We start from the raw sequence: 26,147 nt of genomic DNA, 5'->3' as shown, positions 1-26,147 counted from the left end.
GCGACCTGCACAAAATAGGCTCCGCGTGTTCAGAATATCAAGCAGCTAAAACAAAAAGAAATATCAAGGCAGACACAGGCGGAATACACCACCGCCCAAGGGCCCGCCATTGCTGATTTCGGTGTGCCCGCCCATACCATTGCGCTGATGCAAGGCAGCAATGCGACCGGCGAAATACAAGCCCAATCCCGTGCTGCCACTGCTGTGGTTGATGCCTTGCACGTAGTCGGCCTGCCGCTCGATCATCTCCGGCGGGTAGCCCTCACCGTCGTCATTGACGGTCAATACCAACTGACCGGCTTCATCGCTGACGCTGATTAACAGCGCATGGCGCGCGAAACGAATGGCGTTGTTGAGGGTGTTGGCCAGCACCGAGGCAATCAACTCACGGTCAAAAAAACCCAGAGGGCACAGCGGATCGACTTCATAAGTGGCCATGATTCCGCGACTGGCGAACACGTCCTGATGGCAGGCGAGTTGCGCTTCAATGAAGTCGTCCAGCTCGTGATAAGCCGGTTGCAACGGCATCTGGTTGACACCGAGTTTGTACAACCCCAGCAGCTGCACCAACATGCCGTTGAGGTGGGCGAATTCGAAGTCGATCACGCCCTGCTCCGGCGTGTGCCATGCAGGGTCGGGCAAGCGCGCCAGCCATTGGCTATGGGCCTGCATCAGCATCGCCAGAGAATTTTTCATGTCGTGCACGGTGGAGGCAATCACCGTGGAAAAATCGAGTGCCGGGTCGTCGTGGTTCATGCGCCGAACGCCTTTTGTTTCAGTTTCTGAAAGCGCGCATGACGCGCATCGGTATCAGGCATCAGCCCTATCGTCTTCAGGCAGGCCCGACATTCTTCGAGCTCCGCCGACGGCACACTGGTGTCGATGCCATGCAGCAGCGACTGGGCCATGTTCAGCGCGATACTGATGTTCTTCGGCTGCAACGCGAGGGCTTTGCGGAAGACCTCACGCGCTTCCACCAGATTGCCCGTTTTGTACACCCGCACGCCTTGCCGGTTGAGGTCGGCTGCCGCATTGCCGGAATTGAGAATGCTCGGGTCGTCGGTCAGCTTGGCAATGCCCTGCATCACTGCCGGGTCGTCGCCGTAGATTTCCGCGCAGTTCTTCAGCATCGAATGACCCGCTTCAGGCTGGCCAAGCACCTGCAATTGCTTGGCCACCAAAAGCGCCGCTTCAGCGCTCATGAACTGCTCCATGCCGTCGAGTCGCTGCATGGCCTGCTCGGTGAGCTTTTCGGCGGTTTCGGCGTCGTTGAGCAACAGGCTGGTGGCTTTCATCAAGCGCGCACGGACTTGCAGGCCCGGATCGGTCGGATTGTCCTTGGCCACTGCACTCAGGGTGGTGTTGATCTCCAGCCGGGTGCGCGTGTCCAGACCCTTGTCACTGCCTTTGCTGATCAGCGCATGGGCCAGGCCGAGGTTGCTTTCTGCATCCTTGAAGCGCGATTGCGCGCCTTGGCTCACCGCCTGCCGATAAGCCTTGGAAGCAGTCTCGAAATCTTCGTTAGCCATCGCCAGTTTGCCCAACAGTGCCTGACGACGCACCGCCAGCGGCGACAGGCGAATCGCCTCCTCCAGAATATCCTGCGCAGCTTTATTGTCGCCTTCGGCAATCAGCACATCGGCCATGCCGTCATACAGTGCCGGCATCATCGGGAAGACTTTCAAGGCTTTCTCGTACACACCTTTGGCCTGACTGATCTGGCCGCGCTTGTACAGCAACTTGCCTAGCCCGGAGAACGCCCAAGGCTGCGGGCGATCAGCGATGATGCTGTCATAGAGACGTTCCAGCGCTTCGTTCTGGTTGAGATCCCGCAAGGCATCGGCGCGGTAACGCAGACATAACGGCGAATAGCGCGCGTCCTGTTTGCACAGGGCAATACAGGCATTCAACACCTCCACCGGTTTGCCGCGATCCAGCGCTTGCAGGATCGGCTTGAGCAACGTCTTACGCTGTTCCAGGCGCTCCAGTCGTTGCGCCAGACCTGCACGGTTGAACGGCTTGGTCAGGTAAGCATCGGGCTCATGCTCCAGGGCACTGAGCACCATCGCCTGACTGGTTTCAGCCGTGACCATGACGAACACCGCTTCATGGCTGATCAGCTTTTCGATCATCAGATCTTCGAGTACCTGCTGGCCGTTCTTCTTGCCATCGCCCAGGTGGAAATCCTGCAGGATGAAATCGTAGGCCTTCTGCGAACACATGCGCAGCGCCTGCTCGCCAGTGTCCGCAGTGTCTACGTCTTTGACGCCCAACTCGCGCAGCATCGAGCGCACGGAGCTGCGGAAATCCGAGAAATCGTCGACGATCAGAAAGCGCTTTTGGTGATACGACAGCATCGAGGATTTCCAGACAATTTATTGGAGAGGTCATGACTGTTCGGGTTATCGGCCAGTGGGGGCATTTATTGAAGGCGCAGAGCTGCGATTGCTGCGGCTGTTTAATCAGGCAATAACTAAAGGTTCACAAATACCGATTTAACGAACATTCAATCGGTAGGAGCATCGCGGACCATGATTCCGCTCCTGCGTTTGATCCGTCGCCATCTGCGCCCTTCTTTTCCGAAGGCGCGAGCCCGTCTGTGGCAAGATCTTCTGTTCCATATCATTCTGGCCTTTTGCACGCTCTGGCACTGCCGTCATGCGCGCCCACCAGACGCAGCACTCGCATTCATGTGAAACCGTTGCCGAACACGGCCGAACACAATTCAATGAAGAGCGAAGCCATGACCGCCATGAATCAAGCCGTCATTCCCGCCGCAGAGCGGACGCAGTCCTATTACAGCGCAACCCTCAAGCATGAGACCGATTACCCGACCTTACAGGGTGAGGTGAGTGTTGACGTCGTCATCATCGGCGGCGGGTTCACTGGCGTTGCCAGCGCGGTTGAACTGGCGGAGCGCGGTCTCAAAGTCGCCCTGATCGAAACTCACAAAATCGGCTGGGGGGCGAGCGGTCGCAATGGCGGTCAGGTCACCAGCAGCCTGTCTGGCGACGAGGCCATGCGCAAGCAGATGCGCCAGTCGCGCGGCACACAAGTGGACGATTTCATCTGGCGCCTGCGCTGGCGCGGCCAGGAAATTATCGAGTCTCGGGTCGCCAGGTACGGCATCGACTGCGACCTCAAGCACGGCCATCTGCACGCGGCAATGAAACCCGCACACATGAACGAGCTGCGCAGCTTCCATGATGAGGCCCAGCGCCGCGGACTGGGTGACAGCGTCACCTTGCTGGACCGCGCCGAAGTGCGAAACCACCTGGCAAGCGAGCAGTATCTGGGGGCGCTGAAGAACACCCGAAATCTGCACCTGCACCCGCTCAACCTGTGCATCGGCGAGGCACTTGCGGCAGAAAGCCTGGGTGTGCAGATCTTCGAGCACTCCGAAGTGCTGGAGATCGTCCACGGTGAACGCCCGGCGGTCATCACTGCACAGGGTCGAGTCAATGCGAAACAGGTGATGCTGGCCGGTGACGTCTACCACACGCTGGAACCCAAACAGCTCAAGGGCAAAATCTTCCCGGCGATGGGCGGCATCGTCACCACCACGCCGTTGGGCGACCTGGCCCGACAACTCAACCCACAAGATCTGGCCGTCTACGACTGTCGTTTTGTCCTCGACTATTACCGCATGACCGCCGACGGCCGCTTGCTGTTTGGTGGCGGCGCCAACTACTCCGGACGTGACTCACGAGACATCGCCGGCGAACTGCGCCCCTGTATCGAACGCACATTTCCACAGCTCAAGGGTGTGGACATCGACTACCAGTGGAGCTGCGCCATGGGCATCGTGGTGAACCGCATTCCCCAGCTCGGCAAGCTGTCGAACAACGTCTGGTACTGCCAGGGCTATTCGGGGCACGGCATCGCCACCAGCCATATCATGGGCGAAATCATGGCCGAAGCGATCACAGGCAGCCTTGGCCGTTTCGATACCTTCGCCAGTTGCAAGCACATCAGGGTGCCGCTCGGTGACATCTTCGGTAACCCGATGCTGGCGGCAGGCATGTGGTACTACCAGATGCTGGAAAAGCTGCGCTGAGGTCCCGGCTCTGCGACTTGCCAAGCTGACCCTCCTTGTATGCATCCATTCTGCTACCAACCGTGTGGCACTCGGTAACATTGGGCGCTGTTACGGTGCGACTTTTCAGCGACGTGCCGTAGCTCGCCCCGCCCCGTCGGGCGCGTACAACCATGGCGTAATTCGTGCATCTCAACCCACTCCACTCTTGCCTGAAATCGCCATGCGCCCCAAGGAACTCAAACTGTGGATCACCGGTGTCGCCCATCTGCTTGACCTGCCCGCGGGACACGCACGGTTAGCGGCGTTAAGCCATTGGTTGCGTCAGGTGTGCCCTGTCGACCATTTCGTCCTGTTCGTCTACGAAGGCAATCACCGTCCGTTGGCCTTGTTCGATACCTTTGCGGCCGACAAGCGTGCGGTGTACGTCGATGACTATCAGTGCGGGCCGTATCTGCTCGATCCGTTCTACCTCGCCTGCATTCGCGGACAGGCGCCCGGGCTGTGGCGGTTGCGCCAGTTCGCCCCCGATCACTTCTACCTTGGCGAGTACTACCTGACCTATTACCAGCAAACCGGTCTGGCTGAAGAAGTGGCGTTTTTCGTCGAACTCGGCGGCGGCGCCATGGCGGTCTTCTCGTTGATGCGCTCCTCGGCGAGCTGCGCGTTCAGCCGTGAGGAGATGCAGCTGATCGAGTGCGCGCAAACGGTCGTTGAACAGGTGATCAACGAGGCGTGGCGCTTGCGTCAGGCACAAGAGCCACGTCCGGCACACGACCTCGACTTCAAGATCCGCGAAGCTTTCGATCAGTTCGGCGCGCACATTCTCACTGGCCGTGAACAGGAGATTGTCCAGCTGCTGCTGCGCGGCCACTCCAGTGCCTCGGTGGCCGAACAACTGAGCATCAGTCCCGGTACGGTGAAGATTCACCGCAAGAACATCTACGCCAAACTCGGCATCTGCAGCCAGTCGGAATTGCTCGGCTTGTTTATCCGCGATCTCACAGAAAATCAGCTTCAAGCTTCAAGCGACAAGCTGCAAGACAACCGCAGCCGCGCCGTCAATTTGTAACGTGCCACTTGCCACTTGAAGCGGCCCCTATCCCCCAAGGGATATATACAGCGCAAAACCCCGATTGCTAGTTTGGCTCCCGACGCGATGATTCATCACTGCAAGGGAGCCCGCACCGTGAATGACAACACGCCAAGCGACATCGAATTCTGCAACGTGGTCAAACGTTATGGCGAGGTGTCGGCCGTCGATGGCCTGAATTTCGCGGTACGCCGTGGCTCGTTCCATTCCTTCCTCGGCGGTTCGGGCTGCGGCAAAACCACCACCCTGCGCATGATCGCCGGCTTCGAACAACCCACCAGCGGTGAAGTGCGCCTGGCCGGCAAAAGCGTCGCCGGTGTACCGGCATTCGAGCGACCGGTGAACATGGTGTTCCAGCATTACGCGCTGTTCCCGCACCTGACGGTGGCGCAGAACATCGCCTATGGCCTGCGCTATCGCTCGCCACGGCCGGACAGGAAAACCCAGCTGCGCATGGCCGACGAAGCACTGGAAATGGTACGGCTCAGCGGCTTCGGCCAACGCAAACCCAGTGAGCTGTCCGGTGGCCAACAGCAACGCGTCGCCCTCGCGCGGGCGCTGGTCAACAAGCCGACCGTGTTGCTGCTCGACGAGCCACTGGCGGCGCTTGATCGCAAGTTGCGCAAGGAAATGCAATCCGAATTGTTGCGCCTGCAACGCGAGGTCGGCATCACGTTTGTGCTGGTCACCCATGACCAGGAAGAAGCCTTGTCGATGAGTGACAGCATCAGCGTGATGCACAACGGTTCGATCATTCAGACCGCCACCCCGGAACAGCTTTATGAATCCCCGGCCAGCCGTTACGTCGCTGACTTCATCGGTGAATCCAATCTGTTCAATGGCACTGTTCGCCACCTGCACGGCAATTCTGTGGTGCTGCGTACCGAACAAGGCCTGGAATTGACTAGCCCGTTGACGCCCACCGGCAAAGCCTTGAGCGCCGACGCCGCCGGTTGCATTGCCGTGCGCCCGGAGTTGATCAGCATCGCCGGCGCCAATGCCGAACTGGCCCGAGAGGTGAAGCTGCACGGCTGTGTGGAAGATCGCATTTACCTCGGCAATTCCACCGAATACCGCGTACGCACCGCAGCCTTCGGAGTGGTGTGCGTGCGAGTGCCGCGCCAGCAGGATCACGGCACTCAAGCATTCGAACACGGCGCGGCAGTGAGCGTCGGCTGGGATCACGCCAACGGCCTGGCCATGGCGTTGTAAATCATCGACTCGATTCATCAACCGGATGTGGAGCGCGTTATGGACCAGAAGACGTTTATCAAAACCCTGCGCAGTTGGCAGAACGGATCGATCAGCCGCCGCGATTTCCTTGGCCGTACCGGCCTGGGGCTTGCTGCAGCCGTGGTCGCCGTCAACGTGCCCGGCCTGCTGACATCCAGTGCCCAAGCGGCCGAACAGGCCAAGCTGGGCGATCGCCTGGCGCTGGCGACGTGGCCGAACTATCACAGTCAGGAAAACCTCGACACCTTCGCCAAAACCACCGGCGCCCGTGTCTCCATGAGCGTATTCGGCTCCAACGAAGAGATGCTCGCCAAGTTGCAGGCCGGCGGCAGCGGCTGGGACGTGCTGGTGCCGACCAACTACACCATCAGTACCTACGTGGGCCTGGGGTTGATCGAGCCGCTGGATTTGTCGCGCATTCCCAATTTCGATGCGTCGGCGTTCCAGCAAAAGTTCATGGCCCAGGGCACGGTGGATGGCAAGGTGTACGCAGTGCCGAAAAACTGGGGCACCACCGGCATGCTCTACGACAGCGGCACACTGAAGAACGGCCCATCCAGCTGGAAAGAGTTCTGGGCCGCCGCCAAAGGCCCTGCCAGCGGCCGGACAATGGTTCACGATTACCAGTTGACCGCTATTGGCAACGCCCTGAAAAGCTTCGGCTACAGCTTCAATTCTCTGGACCCGAAAGAACTGGCCGATGCCGAAAAACTGCTGATCGAGGTCAAGCCGCACCTGTTTGCGATCAACTCCGATATTCAACCGTCGATGCGCAGTGGCGATGCCTGGCTAGCGATGTCCTGGACCGGCGATGCCTCTCAGCTGCATCGCGACAACGCGAAGATGCAGTTCGAACTGGGCAAGGAAGGCGGCGAGCTGTGGAGTGATTTCTTCGCCATCCCGAAAAGCTCGGAGCACAAGGACGCGGCTTACGCGTTCATCAACTACCTGCTCGATCCGCAGCACAACAAGCTCGAAGTGTTGAGCCACGGCTACCCCAGCGGAGACAAACGCGTCGACGCCTTGCTGCCCGCCGCGATGCTCGACGATCCGATCATGTACCCGGCCGCCGAAGCGCTCAGCCCGCTGGAGTTCGGCGCCGCCGCAACGCTCACCAGCCCGGCGCGCGCCGAACTGATGGCACGCTTCAAGTCTGCCTGATCATGGCCAACAAGGAGTCACCCATGAACACCGCCGCTCACCCGCAAACGGTGCCGCCGGGCCATGTTCTGTCAGTCGAGGTTCGCCAGCGGCGCAGCCTCGGCCGACGGATCACCCTGCTGATGCTCTTGCCTTCAACCTTGTGGTTCCTGCTGCTGTTGTTGATGCCGCTGGTGATCATCCTGGTCTTCAGTTTCGGCGAGCGCAGCGCCGTGGGCGGTTACGCCGGTGGCTTCACCCTGGCCAATTATTTAAACCTCGGTTCGCGTGGCGCAGCGTTCAGCAACACGCTGATGCTGGCGCCGCTGGGCACGCTGGTGTGTCTGGTAGCCGCTTACCCGCTGGCGTACTTCCTGGCGGTCAAGGTCACCCGCAACCGCTCGCTGTTGCTGACGCTGGTGATCGTGCCGTTCTGGACCAGTTTCCTGATCCGCACGTACGCGTGGATCTTCATCCTCAGCGGCAAGGGCATTCCGGCGTTGCTCGCAAGCTTTGGCCTGGAAGACGTGCGGCTGATCAATACGCCATGGGCGGTGTTGATCGGCATCGTCTACGGCTACTTGCCGCTGATGGTGTTCCCGATTTACGTCAGCCTGGAAAAACTCGACAAACGCCTGCTCGAAGCCTCGGCCGACCTCGGTGCCAGCGCTTTCGAAAGCTTTCGGCGGATCACGTTGCCGCTGTCCGCGCCAGGGATCATTACCGGGGTGATGCTGGTGTTCATTCTGCTGATGGGTGAATTCCTGATCCCGGCGATCCTCGGTGGCGGCAAAGTGTTCTTCGTCGGCAATGCATTGGTCGATCTATTCCTGCAATCGCGCAACTGGCCTTTCGGCAGTGCGTTGGCAATGACCCTGGTGGCGATGATGCTGCTGATCATCGGTGTGTATCTGAAACTGGTGGCGCGCTACGGCGGCCGCCCTGCCGATGGAGGTCTGTGACATGTGGCTGCGCAGCTATTCGACTTCGCTGTACCTGTTCCTCTACGCGCCGATTGCCTTGATCGTGCTGTTCAGCTTCAACGCCGGGCGCAGTGGCCTCGCGTTTGAATGCTGTTCGGTGCAGTGGTTTGGTCGCGCCTTCGGCAACCCGTTCATCATGGAAGCGCTGGGCAATAGCGCGTTGATTGCCTTTACGTCGGCGGTCATCGCCACCCTGTTCGGGACCTTGGCGGTATTCGGCTTGCAGCGGGCGGGCAAGAAAGTGCGTCTGTTGTTTGATGCGCTGACCTACTGCGCGATCATCGTGCCGGGGATCGTCATCGGTATCTCGACACTTATTGCGTTCATCACGCTGTTCGACGTGATCAACCCATTGCTGGCGACCTGGATACCAAGCGTGCCGCGCTTGAACATGGGGTTCTTCACCGTGATCGCCGCGCATTCGTTGTTCACCATGGCCCTGGTCATGGTGATCGTGCGCACCCGCGTCGACGCCCTGGACAAGGCTTTGCTCGAAGCCTCGGCGGACCTCTACGCGCCGCCGATGCAAACGTTCTGGCGGGTCACCCTGCCGCAGATCAGCCCGGCGATCATGGCCGGCTTTCTGCTGGCGTTCACCTTCAGCTTCGACGATTTCATCATCGCGTTTTTCGTCGCCGGCTCGGAAACGACCTTGCCGATTTACATTTTCTCATCGATCCGCCGCGGCGTGACACCGGAAATCAACGCAGTCTCGACCGTCATCATCTGCGCTTCACTGGCGCTGCTATTCACTTCCCGCTCTCTGCAAAACCGCCGCACCGGCGTTCAGGAGTCAGACCATGCGTGATCAGCTTTACATCAACGGAGAGTGGGTCAGCCCGGATCTGGGTGGCTATCTGGATGTCATCGATCCGGCCACCGAACAGGTTTTCCATCGGGTGGCGGCGGGCACCGAAGAAGACATCGATCACGCGGTGCGCGCCGCCCGGCGCGCATTCGATAACGGCTGGAGCCAAACCACCGGCGCCGAGCGCGCGCAATGGCTGGAAGCATTGGCCGATGAACTGGAAAGCGGCCAGCAGGCCCTGGCCGAACTGGAAGTGCGCGACAACGGCAAGCCATTGCCCGAAGCCCAATGGGATGTCGGCGATGCCATCGGCTGCTTTCGTTACTACGCTGGCCTGGCCCGCGAACTGGATCAGCAGCAGGATCGACCGCTGGCGTTGCCGGACGCACGCTTTCGCTGCCGCATTCGCCATGAACCGATTGGCGTTGCAGGGCAGATCATTCCTTGGAACTACCCGCTGCTGATGGCCGCCTGGAAGGTCGCGCCGGCCCTGGCCGCCGGCGCCACGGTGGTGCTCAAACCCTCAGAGCTGACACCGCTCTCGGCGCTGGAACTGGCGGCGGCCGCCGACCGCATCGGTTTACCGGCCGGGGTGCTGAACGTGGTCACCGGGCTCGGTGCCGATGCCGGCAGTCCACTGACCGAGCATCCCGGGGTGGACAAACTGGCCTTCACCGGCAGCGTGCCCACCGGGCAGAAAATCATGTCGGCAGCCGCGCGCGACATCAAGAACATCAGTCTTGAACTGGGCGGCAAGTCTGCGTTCATCGTGTTTAACGACGCCGACATCGAAGCCGCTGTGGAGTGGATTCTGTTCGGCATTTTCTGGAACCAGGGCCAGGTGTGCAGCGCTACGTCTCGTCTGTTGGTGCAGGAAAATATCGCCCCGCGATTGATCGAAAGGCTGGTCGAAGAAACCCGCAAGATCACCATGGGCCCGGGGATGGAAACGGGCGTATTGCTCGGCCCGCTGGTCAGCCAGGGCCAACACGACAAAGTCCTCGGTTTCATCGATCAGGGCCTCGCCAGTGGCGCCCGCCTGCTCACTGGAGGCAGGCGGCCGACGCATCTGCCTGAAGGTTATTTCATCGAACCGGCAATCTTCGATGAACCTGGCCACAGCAGTATCCTCTGGCGCGAAGAAGTGTTCGGTCCGGTGCTGTGCATCAAGCGCTTCAAGACCGAAGAACAAGCCGTACAAATGGCCAACGCCAGCCGCTTCGGCCTCGCCGCCGCGGTGATGAGCGCGGATTTGCAACGCACCGCACGCGTGGCCAACCAACTGCGGGCGGGGATTGTCTGGATCAACTGCTCGCAACCGACCTTCGTCGAGGCGCCGTGGGGCGGGATGAAACACAGCGGCATCGGCCGAGAACTCGGCGAGTGGGGATTACACAATTATCTGGAGGTGAAACAGGTGACCGAGTACATCGGTGATCAGCCGTGGGGCTGGTATTTGAAATAGCTGCTTTCGGATCAAAAGATTCCGAGCAACTATAAAAAAGCCCCGCTCGAGGATGGCCCGGCGGGGCTTTCTTTTGCCTGCTGCTGCCACCCTGCTGTCAGAAAAAACGATCTGTCAGGAGACAGCCTTGAGAGGCCGGAATGATGGTGTCCCAGGCGGGGTTCGAACCTGCAACCTTCCCCTTAGGAGGGTCATTTACCCGCCAACGGACAAAGGAGCGGCCCAGCAAATACGGGCCTAATCGTCCGGTTGCGTCCAAGCAAACGGCCCCGTATAGTCATTTTTGCACCCATAGCGCACCCGCGAGCACCAAGTGAAAGACAAGTTAACCGTTAAACTACTGTCCGCCCTGCAGGTTACTGGCAGCGAATATGAGGTCCACGATACTACCGTGACCGGCCTCTACGTGCGCGTTACAGCGGCCGGAGCCAAGTCCTATGTTGTGAGGTGGAGCCGTGCCAGAAAGAAGGCGCTAGGCCGCGTCGGTGTCCTCACGCTTGATCAGGCTCGACAACAGGCAACTAAATACCTTTCCGAAGCGCGGGAGCATGGCGAGCCTCTAGCGATCACCCAAGGCCGCAAGGGTGCCACCCTCCCCTCTCTCCGTGACTTTATCGACGACACCTATATGCCGTGGTTCAAAGCTCACTACAAGGGTGACGAAAAGACGCTGCACACGCTGGACAACAATTTCGTTTTGATCATGGCTCAGCGCATCGACGTAATCACCGGCCGTGACCTCGATCAGATCCGTACCGGCTGGATGCAAGGCGGCAACAAGGCGTCGACGGTCAATCGCAAAATGGGGTCGATAAGCGGAGTGTTCAGCCGAGCCGTTGAATGGGAGTACATCAGCGTCCATCCAATGGCGAAGGTGAAACAGCTCAAGGTTGATTCGATGGGGTTAGTTCGCTACCTAGAAGATGACGAGAACATTCGCCTACGCGCTGCTATGGATGCCCGCCAAGACGAAGCGCGTGATGAGCGAGACAGTGCGAACAAGTGGCGGACTGATCGCAATCAAGAGCTGTACCCAGACCTGCGCGACCTAGTATTTACCGACCACCTCAAGCCGATGGTTCTGGTGTCGCTGAACACCGGCATGAGACGCGGCGAACTATTCGACCTCAAGTGGTCGGCTGTGAACTTCACCACGAAGACGATCACCGCGGCCGGCGACACAACGAAGACGAATGACACGCGGCACATTCCAATGAACAAAGAGGTCGTCGCGGTGCTGGAGGCATGGAAGAAACAGGCGGGCAAGTCCCGGTATGTATTTCCGAGTCAGGCAGGCGGGAGGCTGGAAGATGTCAAAGCGGCTTGGCTAAAGCTGCTTGAGCGAGCAGGTATCGAGGCCTTTCGATGGCACGATATGCGTCACGACTTCGCGTCACGCCTGGTGATGGCTGGCGTACCGCTCAACACGGTACGGGATCTGCTGGGGCACTCCGATATCAAGATGACGCTGCGGTATGCACACCTTGCGCCGGGCACCAAAGCCGCGGCGGTAGAACTGATTTAGAATGGCGGCTCGAAGGGGACAATAGTTCTACTCTCCTTGTTGTCCTCGACATGTCCCAATAGATCCTGCCACCAGCGTCGAAGATTCTGCCGATCAATTCGCCCTACGCCCGACACTTCCCAATATTGGGCATTATCCCCCGCATCAGGAATGAGAAAGAACTTCGACGCCTTGATGGTCTCCCATAGGCGCTGCTCCTCATAGGTAATCAATGAAGGTAGGTAATGACAGAGCTGGATGAATCGCTCACTTTCGTCCGTTGACCAGACCTCGCTTACGGCACTAAGTAGCGACATGGGGTGCGCTTCACCACCATGTACAAAGGGCGCATCTAGGTCGAAGGCAATTTCCTCAATCGCAGCTTCAACTACTCCCGTGATGGATTGTCGGCGAATCCGAGATATAAGCTCGATCATCAGTTTTACCTTTGGGTCGAGTCGCAATGTAAGCGTCTCTGTCTTCCGTGCACCCTGGCTGGGCTTGTTCTTCGCCATCTCGTCCGCACCTGTCAATTTACGCTTAAATCGAATCCTACCTTTTGCGTCCAGTGAAGTCCATGCGTTCATACTCAGCTTCTGATTGCAGTTGACGTACAGCAAATACAGCAATAGGATTCTCCTGTCGCCCGATCAACCTCGATGGGCATTTGGAGATATCTATGGAACAAGCACAGCAAATCGCCCCCCTTTCGGTGAGCGTCGAAGACGCAGCAAGAATCGTCAGCTACTCCCGATCGGGAGTTTATGAACTGATCGCCTCGGGTGACTTGAAGGCATTCAAGCTTGGCCGCCGCCGGCTGATCCTGATGACAGAGCTCAAAGCGTGGATTGAGCGTGCTGCGAAGGCCGGCGCACGGTGATCGGGGAGATGCATATGGAGGGGGATTTGCGCAGGGCCGCGCTGGAGATTGCTGAGACGGTGCTAGAACACCGCCTCAGCAAGAACACACTGGGTAGCACCAACGTGAAGGGCAAACTATGACACGTCATTCTTCGACCGAGCAAGACCGTAAGATGATTGAGGCTTTGCGCAATGGGCCAATATCAACCATCGAGGCAGCTGAAATTTTGGATATCGTCCAGCCTCCTAGCACGATTCGACGCCTCAGGAATCAGGGCCATGAAATCCGCACCTATTGGACGCACCAGTCTACGGAGCCAGGTCGTCCGCCCCACCGCGTAGCGAAGTACATTTTGATGCGCGAAGCGTCCTAACTGCCATTAGCGGGGCTACCAAGGTTTTGGGGCGCCCCCGCGTCTGCCTGTGAGCTGTTAAATGGCGAAGAGAAAGCCAAAGCTAGACTGGGGCCCGATGGGTGCCGCCGCGATCCCGAAGGCGCTAATGGCGCATCCGGACTACCGCGAACTATCTGGCTCAGCCCGCAAGGTTCTCGACCTTCTGACTTACCAATACAACGGCCGAAATAACGGCAACTTGGCGGCGACCCACACAATGATGGCTGACTGGGGAGGTATGGCCAAAGGCACCCTCGCGTCATCCCTTCGCGAGCTTGTAGATCGCAACCTTATCGTCAAAAGCCGCGGGCACGACAGGTCGAAGGACGGAGCGAAGCCAGCACTCTATGCGCTGTCATGGAGCGCCATTGATGAGTGCCCGGGCAAGGATCTTGATCTTGCGCCAACCACTACGGCAAAGCGCAAACTCGCCTGCTAGGCAAGATCCCGAATTCTGAGCACGGTAGTGGTAGAGCAGTCAGCGTGCCGGGCTGTTGCGCGAATGCCTAGCCCGGCCTTTAACAGTTCTTTCACGCGCTTGTGTAGGTCCGCATCAACCGGCCTCCCCTGATACTTGCCCTCGGCCTTAGCCTTCTCAATCCCTTGCGCCTGGCGCTCACGTCGCTGCTCGTAATCTTTGCGAGCAATGGCCGCCATCATCTCCACCAACATCGAGTTGATCGCGCCCAGCATCCGGCCGGTGAACTCGTCGCCTTTGGTGTCCTGCATTCCCTGATGACTTGTTGGCAGATCGAGCGCGACGATGCGCAGGCCCTTGGAGTCGATAGCAGCCTTGAGCTTCTGCCAGTCGTCCACCGGTAAACGGGACAGACGGTCGATTGACTCGACCAGCAGCACGTCACCCTTGCGCGCATCCTTGAGCAAGCGGAGCAGCTCAGGTCGATCGGCTCTCGCGCCGCTGGCATTCTCCAGGTACACGCTGGCGATTACCTTGTTGTGGTCGCTCGCGAACTGCTCAAGCGATGCCTGGGCGCGGCGGGCGTCTTGCTCTTCGGTCGATGCTCGGAGGTATGCGCGGATGAACATGGGGATGTGCCTGCCGTATCAGTTTAGGTGTCTTACTAATACTGTTGCACTTTGAGTGTCACATATCAAGCGAAAAGTTGAATTAAACGCAGATTTCCCCGTATCAGCTCAGGCATACCTCAAAACGATGGCGAATTAATACCATCGCCTATGTCCAACGGATGAAGGTATGTGTAGATTGAAAGCTCAGGCCTCTCTGCCTGCACCAACAAGACATTACTATGGCAAGGAAGCACGAATGAGCTATTTGCATCTCCATTTTGAAGGTGACATCACCCGAAATCATACGGTGAGCCTCCGTACTCTAGGTCAAAGCTTGCATCATCTTCAGGGAGCTGTGAATCGGGCACACCTGGATGTGCGTTACGGAGAGGTCTGGAAGAATGCTCGCCTCTCTTCTGAGGATTATGCAGAGACAGAATTGTGGTCTAGTCCCCCGCGTGATGGCGGTTACATCATTGAGTTTTTTGAGAATAGTCCAAGACTCAAACAAACCCTTACCAGGATCGTGTCCGCAGTAAGCCCCGCTGTAGAAAAGTCGCGAACTCAGGCTCTCATTAACGCGGGCTCACTTGCCAATCAGTCTGCACTACGAGAGGAACAAGTTAGGCTGGGAATCATTGACCCCCAGACATACGAGAACTATATTCCTACAGCTTCTCAGCACCCTTATGGCGATCGCGCCATAAATAAGGAGATTGATCAACTCATCGGTGTTGTTAGGAACAAAAACTCAGGACAAAGCACAATTGAGCTAATCGTGGGCACTGATATTCCCCAAGCGTTCAAGTTCAATAGAGTATCGAGTGAGAACTTTCACTCCTTGGTTTCTAGGAGGTATCTCGGTGACCCCCTGATTTTTTCCGTGAAGGTAACTGAGCTGGATGCTGTCAACAAATCTGCTAAAGTATTAAATGTAATTACGGATAGAATGATCAAGCTTCAGTATCGAAGTGATTTAGAGTTTGAGCTCATTAAGACTTACCTTGGTGTGTCTATGCCTATGCATTTTATTGGAAGCCCAATCTTTGAAGGTGGCGCTTATGACGCGAAGGGCGGAGACGTCTTTTTTATCGGTCTAGCGTAATGGATAAGCTAATTGAATACTGCAAGGCTCGCTATGATGAGGAGCTCGGCTTTAAATTTGGCCTCGCGAATATATTCAGCTGGCTTTTTTTTGTTGTGTGCGTTCGCATCGGCGTCGATGGGACGGGGCTCAACATTGTAAATGGTCTGGCAAATGTAAAACTGAAGGCGATAATAGATATGTCCGACGGGGCCATCCCCTCTTTGACGATGCTCCAGGTTCTGTATTCGATTGCTTTCGTCGTACTAGTGATCTGGATATCTAGGAAGCTGTCTGAAGGCTTGTTTTATATGTTCACGTTGAAATCTGATTTTCAGCTTCTAATCATAGAAATGACAATAATATTTCATGAGCACAAAAATGATGATTTACGCAAGAGAGCGCTAGGGCTTGGCGCTAAAGTTGAAATAGAAAGGAATCAAAAAAGGATTAGAAGGGTTCGCTCACTCGCCGAACTGTTTTTGATTATCTCTCTAGCAACCGTTTTAATCCTGCCATTTAGCTGGATAAATACTGGTGTAGTACTCGTTGGTGTAATTGTTTTTATTGTCATAACCTGGTCATCATTTCATTTTTTCATAGAGAGTCTGCTTCCGTACTTCGTAGCGGTGAAGTACTCAGCAGGAGAGCTAACCGATATTCGTACTAGTTTTTCCGACACGTTGCAAAAATAGGTCCGCTTTCCCCGGTTTACACGCTCGCTGTTTCCCGTGTCACCGTGCGCCACAGCGTTTTGAGTTTTAACATGCTGTGGTGATCTACACACATAGACGTTTAAATAGAGCTCGGGCGGATGTCGGTACCGCTCTGCGTACCGGATATCCTGAACCTCTGCACCTCGCCGGCGGCCACATCGGTGGCGATCTCTTTGACTGGCTGGCCAATCTGCATGGCGCATAGTCCCTTGCCGTTGTCGTCGCCGGCTATTCCGACAATGTGTCGGCCTGGCTTCACCTCAAAGCGGACGACCTCACCGGTGTCTATTCGGGCGGCCTTCTTGCCATCGACCAGCACGGTGGCCATGCATCCGCCTGAGGCCCAAAATCCATTATCGCGACTGATGATGAGCGTGGCTCCGCCCGGGACATTGGCTTGGTAGGCAAGTGTCCTGGCAGCCGGCACCTTCTTCGCTGTCGATTGATCTACAGGTGTGCTTGAGCAGCCCGAGACCAAGGCGGCGAGGGTGAAGGCAATGGCGATCCTGTACATAAAAACTCCCGTGGTGAAGCCAGCACTGTACCACTGGCATATAGCCTTCACATCTGGTCTTCAGCGTAAATCCCGGCGCTGATGATCGCGCCGCCCCACCGGCGGTACCCAATGCAGAGAGGCACAGGGTTGCCGCTGGCCGTGGTGTTTCGTGCCGAGCCGAAAGCGTAACTGGGCATGTTTTCGGGCTGTCCGCTTTGCCTCAATCCACTGGCTTGGGGGCTCAGCATCTGGATGACCCCGCCGGCCACCATGGCGATCCCAGGTGCGAGCGTGGCGCCGTTGGTGAACGGACTTGCAACAATGAGCGCAATGCCAATGATGGTCTGAAGCAATCCGGCGCGCTTACTGCCAGCAATCACCGGAACAATCCGTATTTCCTTGGCTCCGCCCATGCCCAGCTCATTTTCAGCGACGTTCCGTCTGTTTCGAAAAATGGCAAAGTCGAGCCCCTTTATCCTTGCGTCTGCCAAGTACTTCATAAATCCAGGGTGATTAACATCGATCGCCCGCACGGACTCGCGCACGTCCCCCGTGGACAATTCATAAAGGTGTTCACGTCCGAACAGCCTCGCGAGCGAGCCACTGAGCAGGATTCGTGTTTTTGCCACTGCCAGCATTGCCATAAGTTACCCCTGGGCGCCCTGGGCGCTTTGTTTTGGGAATTCCATGCCGAGCTGTTCGGCCAAGATCAAGCGTGATGCCATTGCGTCGTCTCTGATGGCTTTCTCGCGTGCTGGGTTTGGATTCCAGGCAGCGCAGTGGATCGAGGCGTCTGCCCGCGCGCACCGTCGGCCAGGTACAGACTTCCAGAGCTCAGCAGATATTTTTGCCTCTTCCTCGGTAAAATACGGGCCGTCGAATTGGTCTCGACCACCCTTTACAATGTCGCTCACTCCCCAGACCTTGCAACCGCCCAGCGTGCCGGGATGGGCCTCGAAGTCAGCGGTCTTGCAGGCCAGGGCGAAACGCTGCTGGTTTTCGGTCATGCTGTCTCCTTGTGCCACGGAGGGCCTCGCGAGCGAGCTGCTCGGCTGTGGCGCCTATCGCAGGCGTGATGTAGAAATCGGATTTCGGCTCTGAATGCTCTGGGAACATTACCGCCATCCTCTGCGTGCTTCTGTCGAGGTCGTGGAGGTGCTGGGCAATCTCGGCCGCCATAGATGCGTTACATGCCATAGCAATATTCTTGTACCGTCCTGCCAGGTCCAGGCTCACGGTCCAGTGAGTGACTGGCGCCTGACTGTCTGGCGGGATGGTAATAATCAGCAGTTCGCTGGGTTTGAGCCGGTCGCGCATGACCTGCAGCATTCGACGGATCTTGGCGGTGGTCATGCGCAACCCTCTTAAGCGGCTGCGTCTTCGTCGTCGTCAGCGGTGTTCTTGAGCATCTCTGCAGTTGGCTTGGCCTGCGGTCCACGGGGCTTGATGGTGGCTGACATGATTGATCCTCAATGACGTATGGAAGCCGTACAAAGCTCACATTAGGCGTCATCTGTGGATTTAGACAGTGCTTTATGGGCGCACTTAAGGTGCTACACGCATCCGGACTTAACCAGACTGAAATAGCTGGGTTACGGAGTATTTAGGGAGCTCTCTCCGTTGCAGTAAATCGATACGAGCCAAAGTGGTACGAATTTAAAACCATCTAGATCAGGCGAGGTTCAAGACGCTGGCATCGAAGTTGGTAGTATCATTTCGATATTGCTCTGTTTGAGTAAGTGCGCTATTGGCGATACCCAACCGCAAGCACTCCAAACCTCGCAACAACACAACCAAAAAAACTATTAGGAATCGTTTGCATGAGAAGGCTTGCTCTACTTGCTGTGTGCACTTTGATGTTGAGTGGATGTGAAGATCAGCTTCAGCTGACCGTCGAAGCGGCGAAAAAAGGCGTCGCATCGGCTTTCAAAGATCCGGAGGCTGTTCAATTCGCAGATTTCACGATATCGGCTGATGGCAAGCGTGCGTGCGGCAAGCTAAATGCGAAAAATGGATATGGTGCTTATGTGGGCTACGAAAGCTTCGGGGCGGCTTTGCAAGGTCGCGGGGCAGAGCTGACCGTTACTGATGTGAAACTCGAAACGCAGGAGTGGGAGGAATACACCGCTCGTTTCAAACCCACCGTAGGAGACGAGATGCGCGGGCAGGAGGGGATAAAGCGGAGGCTGTCGTGTAAGTAGTCTGCTTTTGGCCATTCTAAATATGGTTCGTTGGTGATTCTAAACGTTCCGCCTCGTCTCCCATTCGGTTGTTCAGATGTCGCGACACAATTTGCTGATTTGCGAAACGTGTCGCGGATTAATGCATCCAGCTTTGGATAGATCCTCCGCCGGCGATGTAACACCCCACGTTTAAACGTGACAGACGATCACAATAGCGCTTGCGGTCCAGCAACGCCTGTTCCGACCTGCTGTCAGGCCTGACCTGATGCACTCAAATCTGAGGAGATTCCCGTGTCCGTCATCGACTGCGACTACCTTCCACCGCCGGCTGTGGAGTTTCCCCAAGAGCTGGCCGTGCTGATCGTGCGCAAAGCTGCTTCCATGGCGGCGGCATTCGAGGAACAAGCACTCGACCAGCTCACCCGGGACGCGATATCAGCGATCTCTACCGGTGCCGACCCGCGCCAGGTGATTCGTCAGATGCGCCTGTAGGGGTGAACGATTCGTTCAGCCTCAATCCGAGGTTGGAGCACATCTGTACTCTTCGGCGACTTTTCCTCAATTTGAGGGAGACCCCCACCAATGGTGGAAAACTCCCTTTTACGACCTGGTCGCGAAACTACCCATCTACTGGGTAGATAGCACGCGATCCCGTGACATCAGCAGCTCCCAAAACTTCGGGGTCTGGCGCTGGTAGATGCGGGAAATATTTCCGACATCTCATTCACTTGAATGCGATCGCCCTAACAGTTCCTAACAAGGGGCCTGCAATTATTTTGCATCCCCCTATTGCATTACTAGTAACCCAATGGCAAGATTGCTCCACGTTACTAGTAATCAGGAAGGCAGATGGCAGACCAACCAGAAAATCCCAACGCTTTGCGGCAGAGGGCATTCAAAGAACGCCAGCGGGCAGCGGGCTACAAGCTAACCGCACTTTGGATTCACAAAGAGACAGAGGAGGAGGGTAAGCAGGCAGCACGCGACGGGAAGCCACTCAAGCCGATGGCGTCGAAGGACCCATTGAGCTGGGCGGCGGGCTGGATCGCGGAGAAGGGTAAGCAGTAGACCGGCAAAGAGTTTTGCCAATCTGAATAGGTGCCAACCCGGTGCGCTAACACCGGGAAGGCTGCCACACGACGCAACTTTGAGGGACACGTCATGCAACTGTATCAAAATGCCACTAACGGCACCGAAAATCAAGACATCATCGCCGAGACGGCAGTGGTTTTAGAGCTCCTTGCCTTCGCAATGGGCACGATCGCTAACCCACGCACGCCGGCCGGGCTCTCTCAGGTGCTGGCCATCCTCTCCTACAACTGCGCGATCAATTGGGCAGTCATGCTAACTACCGACTTTCCGGTAGTTGAAGGGGGTGCCGTATGAACCGTGAACTGATGGTCATCGACCTCGAGCACATCGAAGGCCAGGTCGTTTCGGAAACAGCCGTCCTCGATGGCCGCGATATGTGCTCGATGAACTTTGCCCGGGAGGAGATGCAGCGCCTCGACAAAATCCTCCTCGCCTTCGTGGTGCCGGCGATGGGCGGCTACGATAACGAGCTGGCCTGCGAAATCGCGCGACACCTGGAGCAGATCCGCACGTTCAGCGGCAACTTCTGCTGGAAGCATCGCCACGTGGGCTCGGCATGGGGTGAAGTCGGCAAGCGGCCGGGCATCGATGACTGAAACCACGAAACCTTCGTAGTATGGCCAGGCACCACCCTGTAGCGGGGTGGTGCCTTCCCAGGTCCGAATCGGCCCATGTGGTCTGTCTCGGAGATGCATCCAGTTTTGGATGGATCTCAAATCCGACCATGAACCAATTCTGGGGCATCTGGTAATTACGCGAGCAGCCCCGAGCGTGTCGGAATCAACACAGTGTGTAGGTTTCAACACAGCGTGGCGTTCTCACCACTCTGCCCGTCACACGATCGAGCACACACGGACAGCCTCAGCGGTGACCCTCAGCAAGGGAAAGAATGGTTCGGATGGATGGTAAATTATAAGGGTGTCCAATTTTTGGACTAACAAAACATTCAAAAAGGCCGTTAGCAGTCCATTTTTTGGACCGTTAATTCGGTGCCGCTCTGCAACCAGACCCAACCGGAAAACCTAGGTCCAATTTTTGGACTGGTGCTGTCCAATTTTTGGACTAGAAGAATTCGAAATTCAGAGCGGATTTAAAGGCTTGGCCAGATCCCGGTGGAGCCAGCCATGAACAGGCGTTACTTTCCTACTGCACCCGCTCTGCACCCATGAGCCTTTTGGCTAGTTCGTGCAAAACGCTGGAGCCCTTGAATTATATGGTGTCCCAGGCGGGGTTCGAACCTGCAACCTTCCCCTTAGGAGGGGGATGCTCTATCCAATTGAGCTACTGAGACACAAGTCGCATCGCAAATCAGCAGCGATGGACGGCGTGCATGGTAACGGTCATACCTGTTTTTGTCATGTAGTCCGTAGGGCCTTTTAAGTGTAGGCAACAGGCATATAGCGAAGCGGAAATAGCCCGCCGTGCAATTTGCATGACACTGAAATCGTCGCCGTGCAAAACGCAACGCATCGAGTGGCAAAAATTACGCTAATCTACTGTTTTTAAAGGATTTAATAGGGGTTAGACTGTTGGCACGGAGGCTGCTTTAGCTGTTTACAAAGAAAACGGAGGTCATCCTCATGAACAGCGCCCTTGTACTCTCGAATGCGGTCGCACTGGCAGTTTTGGTGGGTTTTCATTTCGCCCCGGATAACAGCACCGATCCGGTAGCCCAGCACATGCCGCATTACCTCCAGGTCCAAAAGGCGCCTCAGTTGGCTGTCATGAATAATCACCGTGGATTCATCGGCCAGGAAGTCAGTGAGCAAAGCTCCCTGCCGGTCGCGCCAACTTCCGACCGTTTGGTATTTTGATTGATATTTTCAGGAGCAAAGCATGTCCAAATCAGCCGCGGGATTTTTCATCTTGGCCCTTCTGAGCGGTGCGATTCATTTCGCTATCGTTCAGACCTCGGTGCTGACTCTGCCTCTGATCGCGTGCGGCATCTTCTCGACTTTCTTCCTTCTGGCGCTGATAGCCGGGCGCAAATTCAAATTTGATCCGGTACTGCGCTGATTTCGCTGCAACTCCTTTCCCCCCGCCAGCCTTCGAGACCCGGTCACTCTCTGGCCGCCTTGGGCGCTTGCTATCTGCCATCCATAATGATTTCTGGTCTTTGCCAAACTGCCACTAGTAATTCGGCCATATGCCACTATCCTCTATAACGTAGGGAACGGTGGTCGAATCCGCAAAGCCTGCACCGCTATGCGTCTTTGCATGCGCGGTACAGCTGGACGCGGCAGTGATGTGGATGCGTGCAGATTTCCAACCAGTCCGCATTTCTGACAATTGGTGCTGGCATATAGCCGCTATTCAGTTCAATATTTGTCACAGAATTGACGCCAACGAACTGGCTGCTTTGAGGCATGATGCGAGCCCTTATCAATTCAGGTTGAACATTTGGCCAGAGTTCTTGTCCTATCAGACATCCTGCGGCCAATCCCGAGAACCGCTCCCCTGAACTAACCGGTTAAATATATGCGCCCATTGAAACAGGCAATTTATTCCAGCCGTACGGCTGACAAGTTCGTCGTACGTCTGCCAGACGGAATGCGTGAACGCATTGCCGAGGTGGCTCGCAATCATCATCGCAGCATGAACTCCGAAATCATCGCGCGCCTCGAGCAAAGCCTTATTCAGGAAGGTGCACTGGGCGAAGAACTTAGCATGCGCCTGGACAGCCCGGAGCTGTCACTCCACGAACGTGAATTGCTGCAACGTTTCCGTCAGCTCTCGCACCGCCAGCAGAATGCTCTGGTTTCGCTGATTGCTCACGACGCAGAATTGGCCGCAGACGCTTCCTGATACACCCGAACGCTTAAAGCCGGCTTGATTGCCGGCTTTTTTTTGTCCGAATTTCAGGTAAAAAAAACCCGCTGATCTGGCGGGTTTTTTTGGCACTTCAAATCAGAGCAGGAAAATTGTCGCCAGCCCCAGGAAGATGAAGAAGCCGCCGCTGTCGGTCATCGCGGTGATCATCACGCTGGCACCCATCGCCGGATCGCGACCCAGCCTCACCAGCGTCATGGGAATCAACACGCCCATCAAAGCGGCAAGCAAGAGATTGAGTGTCATTGCTGCGGTCATCACCACGCCCAGAGACCAGCTGTCATACAGCAGATAGGCGACGACACCGATCACCCCACCCCAGACCAGACCGTTGATCAAGCCGACTGCCAGTTCCTTGCGCATCAGACGTGATGTATTACCGGTGCTCACCTGATCCAGCGCCATGGCTCGAACAATCATGGTGATGGTCTGGTTACCCGAATTGCCGCCGATACCGGCCACGATCGGCATCAACGCCGCCAGCGCTACCAGTTTCTCGATCGAACCTTCAAACAGACCGATGACTCGAGAAGCAAGGAAGGCAGTGACCAGATTGACTGCCAGCCAGGCCCAACGGTTACGCAGGGACTTCCAGACCGAGGCAAAAATGTCTTCCTCTTCACGCAGACCCGCCATGTTGAGCACTTCGTTTTCGCTCTCTTCACGAATCAGGTCGACCATTTCATCGATGGTCAGACGGCCGATGAGCTTGCCGTTCTTGTCAACGACGGGAGCCGAGATCAAGTCATAACGTTCAAATGCCTGTGCGGCGTCGTAGGCATCTTCGTCGGGATGAAAACTCACCGGGTCGCTGGCCATGACCTCAGCCACTTGCTTGTCCGGATCGTTGACCAGCAGACGCTTGATCGGCAACACGCCCTTGAGCACGCCGTCGTAATCGACCACAAACAACTTGTCGGTATGGCCCGGCAATTCCTTGAGACGGCGCAGGTAGCGCAATACGACTTCCAGACTGACATCCTCACGGATCGTCACCATCTCGAAGTCCATCAGCGCACCGACCTGCTCCTCGTCATAGGACAAGGCCGAGCGAACGCGTTCGCGCTGCTGGCTATCGAGAGTTTCCATGAGCTCATGGACGACATCTCGCGGCAGCTCGGAAGCCAGGTCAGCGAGTTCGTCGGCGTCCATGTCTTTGGCGGCGGCCAGCAGCTCATGATCGTCCATGTCGGCGATCAGCGTTTCGCGCACCGAGTCGGACACTTCGAGCAGGATGTCGCCATCGCGATCAGCTTTGACCAGCTGCCACAGCGTCAGGCGCTCGTCCAGCGGCAAGGCTTCGAGGATGTAGGCGACGTCGGCGGAGTGCAGGTCATCAAGCTTGCGTTGCAGCTCGACCAGGTTCTGTCGATGAACCAGGTTCTCGATACGGTCGTTATTTGGGCCGTCCTGGCGATGCGTCAGGTCTTCGACCACGCGCTGACGCTGCAACAGCTCAACGACCTGAGCGAGGCGGTCCTGCAGGCTTTCTTGTGTTTTCTTTACTTCAACTTCAGACATAGGCGAACTCCACTCCCAGCAGCGGGGCACGCCGGAAGGATCAATCAGTCAATTCATGATTGGAAAAACGGTTTACTGAGTAACTACTGGGTAAGTCCATGGAGGTATTCCACAAGCCCCGGCGGGGCTGACGGGCGCAATGATACACCGCCCAACGGTTTTTAACGTTAAAAAATCGCGGCTTAAACAAGCGCTTGCGAGACAAACCTGAGCAGCCTCCTGATGCCTGCAAATGCGACGACTCATCCGGAAAAGAAAACACACCGGCGCGGAAAAATGTAGCGGCTACGCTTCGCAGCACACCGTCATGGAGGACGCTCGTATGCCACCTATTATCCGATATCTTTTGCTGACAGCCCTGCCCTGCCTGTCGTTTGCAGCAAGCGCGAGCTCTGTGCACCGATGCGAAGCCAGCGATGGACGCGTTACGTTCACGACACTGAGCTGCGCTGCCGGGGAAAGTTTGTTGGTTCAGGAGGTGCGCACTTTTACGCCGGGATCTGTCGTGGGATTGATGCCGGAAGCGGAGTCGCGAGAAACATCCGGTATGACGTTTAAAAGGCGCGAGCCGACAGTCGTCGGCAGTATCGAGGACAAATGCGGCAACCTGACCAGCGCCAGAGAGCGACGTGAAGCAATCATCAATCAGCGGATTGTCGCCGGCATGACCCTGCAAGAGGTGGAAAGCGCAATGGGCAAACCCGACAAGGTTAGCATTCGCAATTCCGCCACAACCTATCGGTACGCCACCAAGCGAGGTCGCAGCGCACACATCGAATTTGACGAGAGAGGCTGCACCAGAGAAAAAGCCAAATCCCGGACAGCAAAAAGCCCGCGTTAGACGCAGGCTTTTTGGTGTTTGGTGCACTCGACAGGATTCGAACCTGTGACCGCTCGGTTCGTAGCCGAGTACTCTATCCAGCTGAGCTACGAGTGCATATGTGGTTTTATACCAGATCACAACTGGTTGAAGCCAAGTCATTTGCATTGCTGCAAACAACTCTTAAATGGTGCACTCGACAGGATTCGAACCTGTGACCGCTCGGTTCGTAGCCGAGTACTCTATCCAGCTGAGCTACGAGTGCATATGTGGTTTTATACCAGATCACAACTGGTTGAAGCCAAGTCATTTGCATTGCTGCAAACAACTCTTAAATGGTGCACTCGACAGGATTCGAACCTGTGACCGCTCGGTTCGTAGCCGAGTACTCTATCCAGCTGAGCTACGAGTGCATATGTGGTTTTATACCAGATCACAACTGGTTGAAGCCAAGTCATTTGCATTGCTGCAAACAACTCTTAAATGGTGCACTCGACAGGATTCGAACCTGTGACCGCTCGGTTCGTAGCCGAGTACTCTATCCAGCTGAGCTACGAGTGCATATGTGGTTTTATACCAGATCACAACTGGTTGAAGCCAAGTCATTTGCATTGCTGCAAACAACTCTTAAATGGTGCACTCGACAGGATTCGAACCTGTGACCGCTCGGTTCGTAGCCGAGTACTCTATCCAGCTGAGCTACGAGTGCATATGTGGTTTTATACCAGATCACAACTGGTTGAAGCCAAGTCATTTGCATTGCTGCAAACAACTCTTAAATGGTGCACTCGACAGGATTCGAACCTGTGACCGCTCGGTTCGTAGCCGAGTACTCTATCCAGCTGAGCTACGAGTGCAT

General features: G+C 56.5%; 31 protein-coding genes and 7 tRNA genes. 22 read left to right on the top strand and 16 right to left on the bottom strand.

Features of this window, described 5'->3' with window-relative positions:
* Window positions 1-63: 63 nt before the first annotated feature.
* Both F8N12_RS07035 and F8N12_RS07030 read right to left on the bottom strand, forming a co-directional pair.
* The gene (locus F8N12_RS07035) at window positions 64-756 is read right to left on the bottom strand and encodes a sensor histidine kinase (RefSeq protein ID WP_150579807.1); all 693 of its coding nucleotides are present in this window, start codon (window positions 754-756) and stop codon (window positions 64-66) included.
* Window positions 753-2,357, bottom strand: coding sequence for a response regulator (locus F8N12_RS07030; protein WP_150579806.1), 1,605 nt, complete (start codon window positions 2,355-2,357; stop codon window positions 753-755). The genes F8N12_RS07035 and F8N12_RS07030 overlap by 4 nt, the downstream gene beginning before the upstream one ends.
* Window positions 2,358-2,752: 395 nt before the next feature.
* Here F8N12_RS07030 and F8N12_RS07025 point away from each other — a divergent pair, with 395 nt between their 5' ends.
* The 8 genes from F8N12_RS07025 (at window position 2,753) to F8N12_RS06990 (ending at window position 12,283) form a co-directional block, all read left to right on the top strand.
* A complete protein-coding gene (locus F8N12_RS07025; RefSeq protein WP_191623126.1) occupies window positions 2,753-4,057 on the top strand; it encodes an NAD(P)/FAD-dependent oxidoreductase in 1,305 nt (434 codons plus the stop codon).
* A 202-nt stretch (window positions 4,058-4,259) separates the two neighbouring features.
* Window positions 4,260-5,108 carry a response regulator transcription factor gene (locus F8N12_RS07020; RefSeq protein WP_150579804.1) on the top strand — a complete coding sequence of 283 codons (849 nt, stop codon included), beginning with the start codon at window positions 4,260-4,262 and terminating at the stop codon, window positions 5,106-5,108.
* 87 nt (window positions 5,109-5,195) lie between these two features.
* Window positions 5,196-6,341, top strand: coding sequence for an ABC transporter ATP-binding protein (locus tag F8N12_RS07015; protein ID WP_412072134.1), 1,146 nt, complete (start codon window positions 5,196-5,198; stop codon window positions 6,339-6,341).
* Between the two features lie 39 nt (window positions 6,342-6,380).
* Window positions 6,381-7,523: an ABC transporter substrate-binding protein gene (locus tag F8N12_RS07010; RefSeq protein ID WP_150579802.1), complete on the top strand. Its 1,143-nt coding sequence runs from the start codon at window positions 6,381-6,383 to the stop codon at window positions 7,521-7,523.
* A gap of 23 nt (window positions 7,524-7,546) precedes the next feature.
* A complete protein-coding gene (locus F8N12_RS07005; RefSeq protein ID WP_150579801.1) occupies window positions 7,547-8,464 on the top strand; it encodes an ABC transporter permease in 918 nt (305 codons plus the stop codon).
* 1 nt (window position 8,465) lies between these two features.
* Window positions 8,466-9,293: an ABC transporter permease gene (locus tag F8N12_RS07000; protein WP_150579800.1), complete on the top strand. Its 828-nt coding sequence runs from the start codon at window positions 8,466-8,468 to the stop codon at window positions 9,291-9,293.
* A complete protein-coding gene (locus F8N12_RS06995; protein WP_150579799.1) occupies window positions 9,286-10,758 on the top strand; it encodes an aldehyde dehydrogenase family protein in 1,473 nt (490 codons plus the stop codon). Before F8N12_RS07000 ends, F8N12_RS06995 begins: the two co-directional genes overlap by 8 nt.
* A gap of 313 nt (window positions 10,759-11,071) precedes the next feature.
* Window positions 11,072-12,283, top strand: a complete 1,212-nt coding sequence (locus tag F8N12_RS06990) for a site-specific integrase (protein WP_150579798.1) — start codon at window positions 11,072-11,074, stop codon at window positions 12,281-12,283.
* Here F8N12_RS06990 and F8N12_RS06985 read toward each other — a convergent pair.
* Window positions 12,280-12,849, bottom strand: coding sequence for a hypothetical protein (locus F8N12_RS06985; protein WP_224787676.1), 570 nt, complete (start codon window positions 12,847-12,849; stop codon window positions 12,280-12,282). The genes F8N12_RS06990 and F8N12_RS06985 overlap by 4 nt on opposite strands.
* 92 nt (window positions 12,850-12,941) lie before the next feature.
* Between F8N12_RS06985 and F8N12_RS06980 the strand changes: the two genes are divergently transcribed.
* The 3 genes from F8N12_RS06980 to F8N12_RS06970 all read left to right on the top strand — a co-directional run bounded on the left by F8N12_RS06980 (window position 12,942) and on the right by F8N12_RS06970 (window position 13,957).
* Window positions 12,942-13,142 carry a helix-turn-helix domain-containing protein gene (locus F8N12_RS06980; protein WP_150579796.1) on the top strand — a complete coding sequence of 67 codons (201 nt, stop codon included), beginning with the start codon at window positions 12,942-12,944 and terminating at the stop codon, window positions 13,140-13,142.
* A gap of 118 nt (window positions 13,143-13,260) precedes the next feature.
* Window positions 13,261-13,497 carry a helix-turn-helix domain-containing protein gene (locus F8N12_RS06975; protein WP_080115813.1) on the top strand — a complete coding sequence of 79 codons (237 nt, stop codon included), beginning with the start codon at window positions 13,261-13,263 and terminating at the stop codon, window positions 13,495-13,497.
* A gap of 97 nt (window positions 13,498-13,594) precedes the next feature.
* Entirely contained in the window at window positions 13,595-13,957 is a 363-nt protein-coding gene (locus tag F8N12_RS06970) for a hypothetical protein (RefSeq protein WP_224787675.1), read from the top strand.
* On the opposite strand, the gene F8N12_RS06965 is transcribed toward F8N12_RS06970, so the two are convergent.
* On the bottom strand, window positions 13,954-14,565 hold the full coding sequence (locus tag F8N12_RS06965; protein ID WP_150579794.1) for a recombinase family protein: 612 nt from the start codon (window positions 14,563-14,565) through the stop codon (window positions 13,954-13,956). The genes F8N12_RS06970 and F8N12_RS06965 overlap by 4 nt on opposite strands.
* 238 nt (window positions 14,566-14,803) lie before the next feature.
* On the opposite strand from F8N12_RS06965, the gene F8N12_RS06960 reads away from it, so the two are divergent.
* Both F8N12_RS06960 and F8N12_RS06955 read left to right on the top strand, forming a co-directional pair.
* Window positions 14,804-15,652, top strand: coding sequence for a hypothetical protein (locus F8N12_RS06960; RefSeq protein ID WP_150579793.1), 849 nt, complete (start codon window positions 14,804-14,806; stop codon window positions 15,650-15,652).
* The gene (locus F8N12_RS06955; RefSeq protein ID WP_150579792.1) at window positions 15,652-16,326 is read left to right on the top strand and encodes a hypothetical protein; all 675 of its coding nucleotides are present in this window, start codon (window positions 15,652-15,654) and stop codon (window positions 16,324-16,326) included. Before F8N12_RS06960 ends, F8N12_RS06955 begins: the two co-directional genes overlap by 1 nt.
* Window positions 16,327-16,426: 100 nt before the next feature.
* On the opposite strand, the gene F8N12_RS06950 is transcribed toward F8N12_RS06955, so the two are convergent.
* The 4 genes from F8N12_RS06950 to F8N12_RS06935 are packed head-to-tail and all read right to left on the bottom strand — an operon-like array spanning window position 16,427 to window position 18,196.
* Window positions 16,427-16,861, bottom strand: a complete 435-nt coding sequence (locus tag F8N12_RS06950; RefSeq protein WP_150579791.1) for a hypothetical protein — start codon at window positions 16,859-16,861, stop codon at window positions 16,427-16,429.
* 47 nt (window positions 16,862-16,908) lie between these two features.
* Window positions 16,909-17,487 (bottom strand): tail assembly protein, encoded by a 579-nt coding sequence (locus tag F8N12_RS06945; RefSeq protein ID WP_412072133.1) that lies wholly within the window; start codon window positions 17,485-17,487, stop codon window positions 16,909-16,911.
* 3 nt (window positions 17,488-17,490) lie between these two features.
* Entirely contained in the window at window positions 17,491-17,850 is a 360-nt protein-coding gene (locus F8N12_RS06940) for a hypothetical protein (RefSeq protein ID WP_150579790.1), read from the bottom strand.
* Window positions 17,804-18,196 (bottom strand): hypothetical protein, encoded by a 393-nt coding sequence (locus F8N12_RS06935; RefSeq protein WP_150579789.1) that lies wholly within the window; start codon window positions 18,194-18,196, stop codon window positions 17,804-17,806. Before F8N12_RS06935 ends, F8N12_RS06940 begins: the two co-directional genes overlap by 47 nt.
* A 467-nt stretch (window positions 18,197-18,663) precedes the next feature.
* Here F8N12_RS06935 and F8N12_RS06930 point away from each other — a divergent pair, with 467 nt between their 5' ends.
* The 5 genes from F8N12_RS06930 (at window position 18,664) to F8N12_RS06910 (ending at window position 20,714) form a co-directional block, all read left to right on the top strand.
* Entirely contained in the window at window positions 18,664-19,044 is a 381-nt protein-coding gene (locus F8N12_RS06930; RefSeq protein WP_150579788.1) for a hypothetical protein, read from the top strand.
* A gap of 273 nt (window positions 19,045-19,317) precedes the next feature.
* On the top strand, window positions 19,318-19,518 hold the full coding sequence (locus F8N12_RS06925) for a hypothetical protein (RefSeq protein ID WP_150579787.1): 201 nt from the start codon (window positions 19,318-19,320) through the stop codon (window positions 19,516-19,518).
* A gap of 357 nt (window positions 19,519-19,875) precedes the next feature.
* The gene (locus F8N12_RS06920) at window positions 19,876-20,094 is read left to right on the top strand and encodes a hypothetical protein (protein ID WP_150579786.1); all 219 of its coding nucleotides are present in this window, start codon (window positions 19,876-19,878) and stop codon (window positions 20,092-20,094) included.
* A 93-nt stretch (window positions 20,095-20,187) separates the two neighbouring features.
* A complete protein-coding gene (locus F8N12_RS06915; protein ID WP_150579785.1) occupies window positions 20,188-20,412 on the top strand; it encodes a hypothetical protein in 225 nt (74 codons plus the stop codon).
* Window positions 20,409-20,714: a hypothetical protein gene (locus F8N12_RS06910; RefSeq protein WP_150579784.1), complete on the top strand. Its 306-nt coding sequence runs from the start codon at window positions 20,409-20,411 to the stop codon at window positions 20,712-20,714. The genes F8N12_RS06915 and F8N12_RS06910 overlap by 4 nt, the downstream gene beginning before the upstream one ends.
* A gap of 618 nt (window positions 20,715-21,332) precedes the next feature.
* Here the strand turns inward: F8N12_RS06910 and F8N12_RS06905 are convergent.
* Window positions 21,333-21,409 (bottom strand) — tRNA-Arg (locus F8N12_RS06905).
* A 289-nt stretch (window positions 21,410-21,698) separates the two neighbouring features.
* On the opposite strand from F8N12_RS06905, the gene F8N12_RS06900 reads away from it, so the two are divergent.
* From F8N12_RS06900 to F8N12_RS06890, 3 genes are all read left to right on the top strand, one after another.
* The gene (locus F8N12_RS06900) at window positions 21,699-21,932 is read left to right on the top strand and encodes a hypothetical protein (protein ID WP_150579783.1); all 234 of its coding nucleotides are present in this window, start codon (window positions 21,699-21,701) and stop codon (window positions 21,930-21,932) included.
* Between the two features lie 22 nt (window positions 21,933-21,954).
* On the top strand, window positions 21,955-22,134 hold the full coding sequence (locus tag F8N12_RS06895) for a PA3371 family protein (protein WP_150579782.1): 180 nt from the start codon (window positions 21,955-21,957) through the stop codon (window positions 22,132-22,134).
* A gap of 462 nt (window positions 22,135-22,596) precedes the next feature.
* Complete coding sequence (locus F8N12_RS06890; RefSeq protein WP_028620557.1) at window positions 22,597-22,923, top strand: Arc family DNA-binding protein; 327 nt, start codon at window positions 22,597-22,599, stop codon at window positions 22,921-22,923.
* A gap of 102 nt (window positions 22,924-23,025) precedes the next feature.
* Here the strand turns inward: F8N12_RS06890 and mgtE are convergent, their stop codons facing one another.
* Window positions 23,026-24,468, bottom strand: coding sequence for a magnesium transporter (mgtE, locus tag F8N12_RS06885; protein WP_150579781.1), 1,443 nt, complete (start codon window positions 24,466-24,468; stop codon window positions 23,026-23,028).
* A 322-nt stretch (window positions 24,469-24,790) separates the two neighbouring features.
* On the opposite strand from mgtE, the gene F8N12_RS06880 reads away from it, so the two are divergent.
* Window positions 24,791-25,309 carry a cell envelope protein SmpA gene (locus F8N12_RS06880; protein WP_150579780.1) on the top strand — a complete coding sequence of 173 codons (519 nt, stop codon included), beginning with the start codon at window positions 24,791-24,793 and terminating at the stop codon, window positions 25,307-25,309.
* 19 nt (window positions 25,310-25,328) lie between these two features.
* Here F8N12_RS06880 and F8N12_RS06875 read toward each other — a convergent pair.
* The 6 genes from F8N12_RS06875 to F8N12_RS06850 all read right to left on the bottom strand — a co-directional run bounded on the left by F8N12_RS06875 (window position 25,329) and on the right by F8N12_RS06850 (window position 26,145).
* Window positions 25,329-25,405: transfer RNA gene (locus tag F8N12_RS06875), tRNA-Arg, on the bottom strand.
* A 71-nt stretch (window positions 25,406-25,476) separates the two neighbouring features.
* A tRNA-Arg gene (locus F8N12_RS06870) sits at window positions 25,477-25,553 on the bottom strand.
* Between the two features lie 71 nt (window positions 25,554-25,624).
* A tRNA-Arg gene (locus tag F8N12_RS06865) sits at window positions 25,625-25,701 on the bottom strand.
* Between the two features lie 71 nt (window positions 25,702-25,772).
* A tRNA-Arg gene (locus F8N12_RS06860) sits at window positions 25,773-25,849 on the bottom strand.
* 71 nt (window positions 25,850-25,920) lie between these two features.
* A tRNA-Arg gene (locus F8N12_RS06855) sits at window positions 25,921-25,997 on the bottom strand.
* A gap of 71 nt (window positions 25,998-26,068) precedes the next feature.
* Window positions 26,069-26,145: transfer RNA gene (locus tag F8N12_RS06850), tRNA-Arg, on the bottom strand.
* Window positions 26,146-26,147: the final 2 nt, after the last annotated feature.

Origin of the sequence: Pseudomonas fluorescens (assembly GCF_902497625.1) — a bacterium.
Taxonomy (GTDB): domain Bacteria; phylum Pseudomonadota; class Gammaproteobacteria; order Pseudomonadales; family Pseudomonadaceae; genus Aquipseudomonas; species Aquipseudomonas fluorescens_BQ.
Note: the sequence above shows the minus strand (reverse complement) of the source record. Positions and strands in the feature narration are given on the sequence as shown.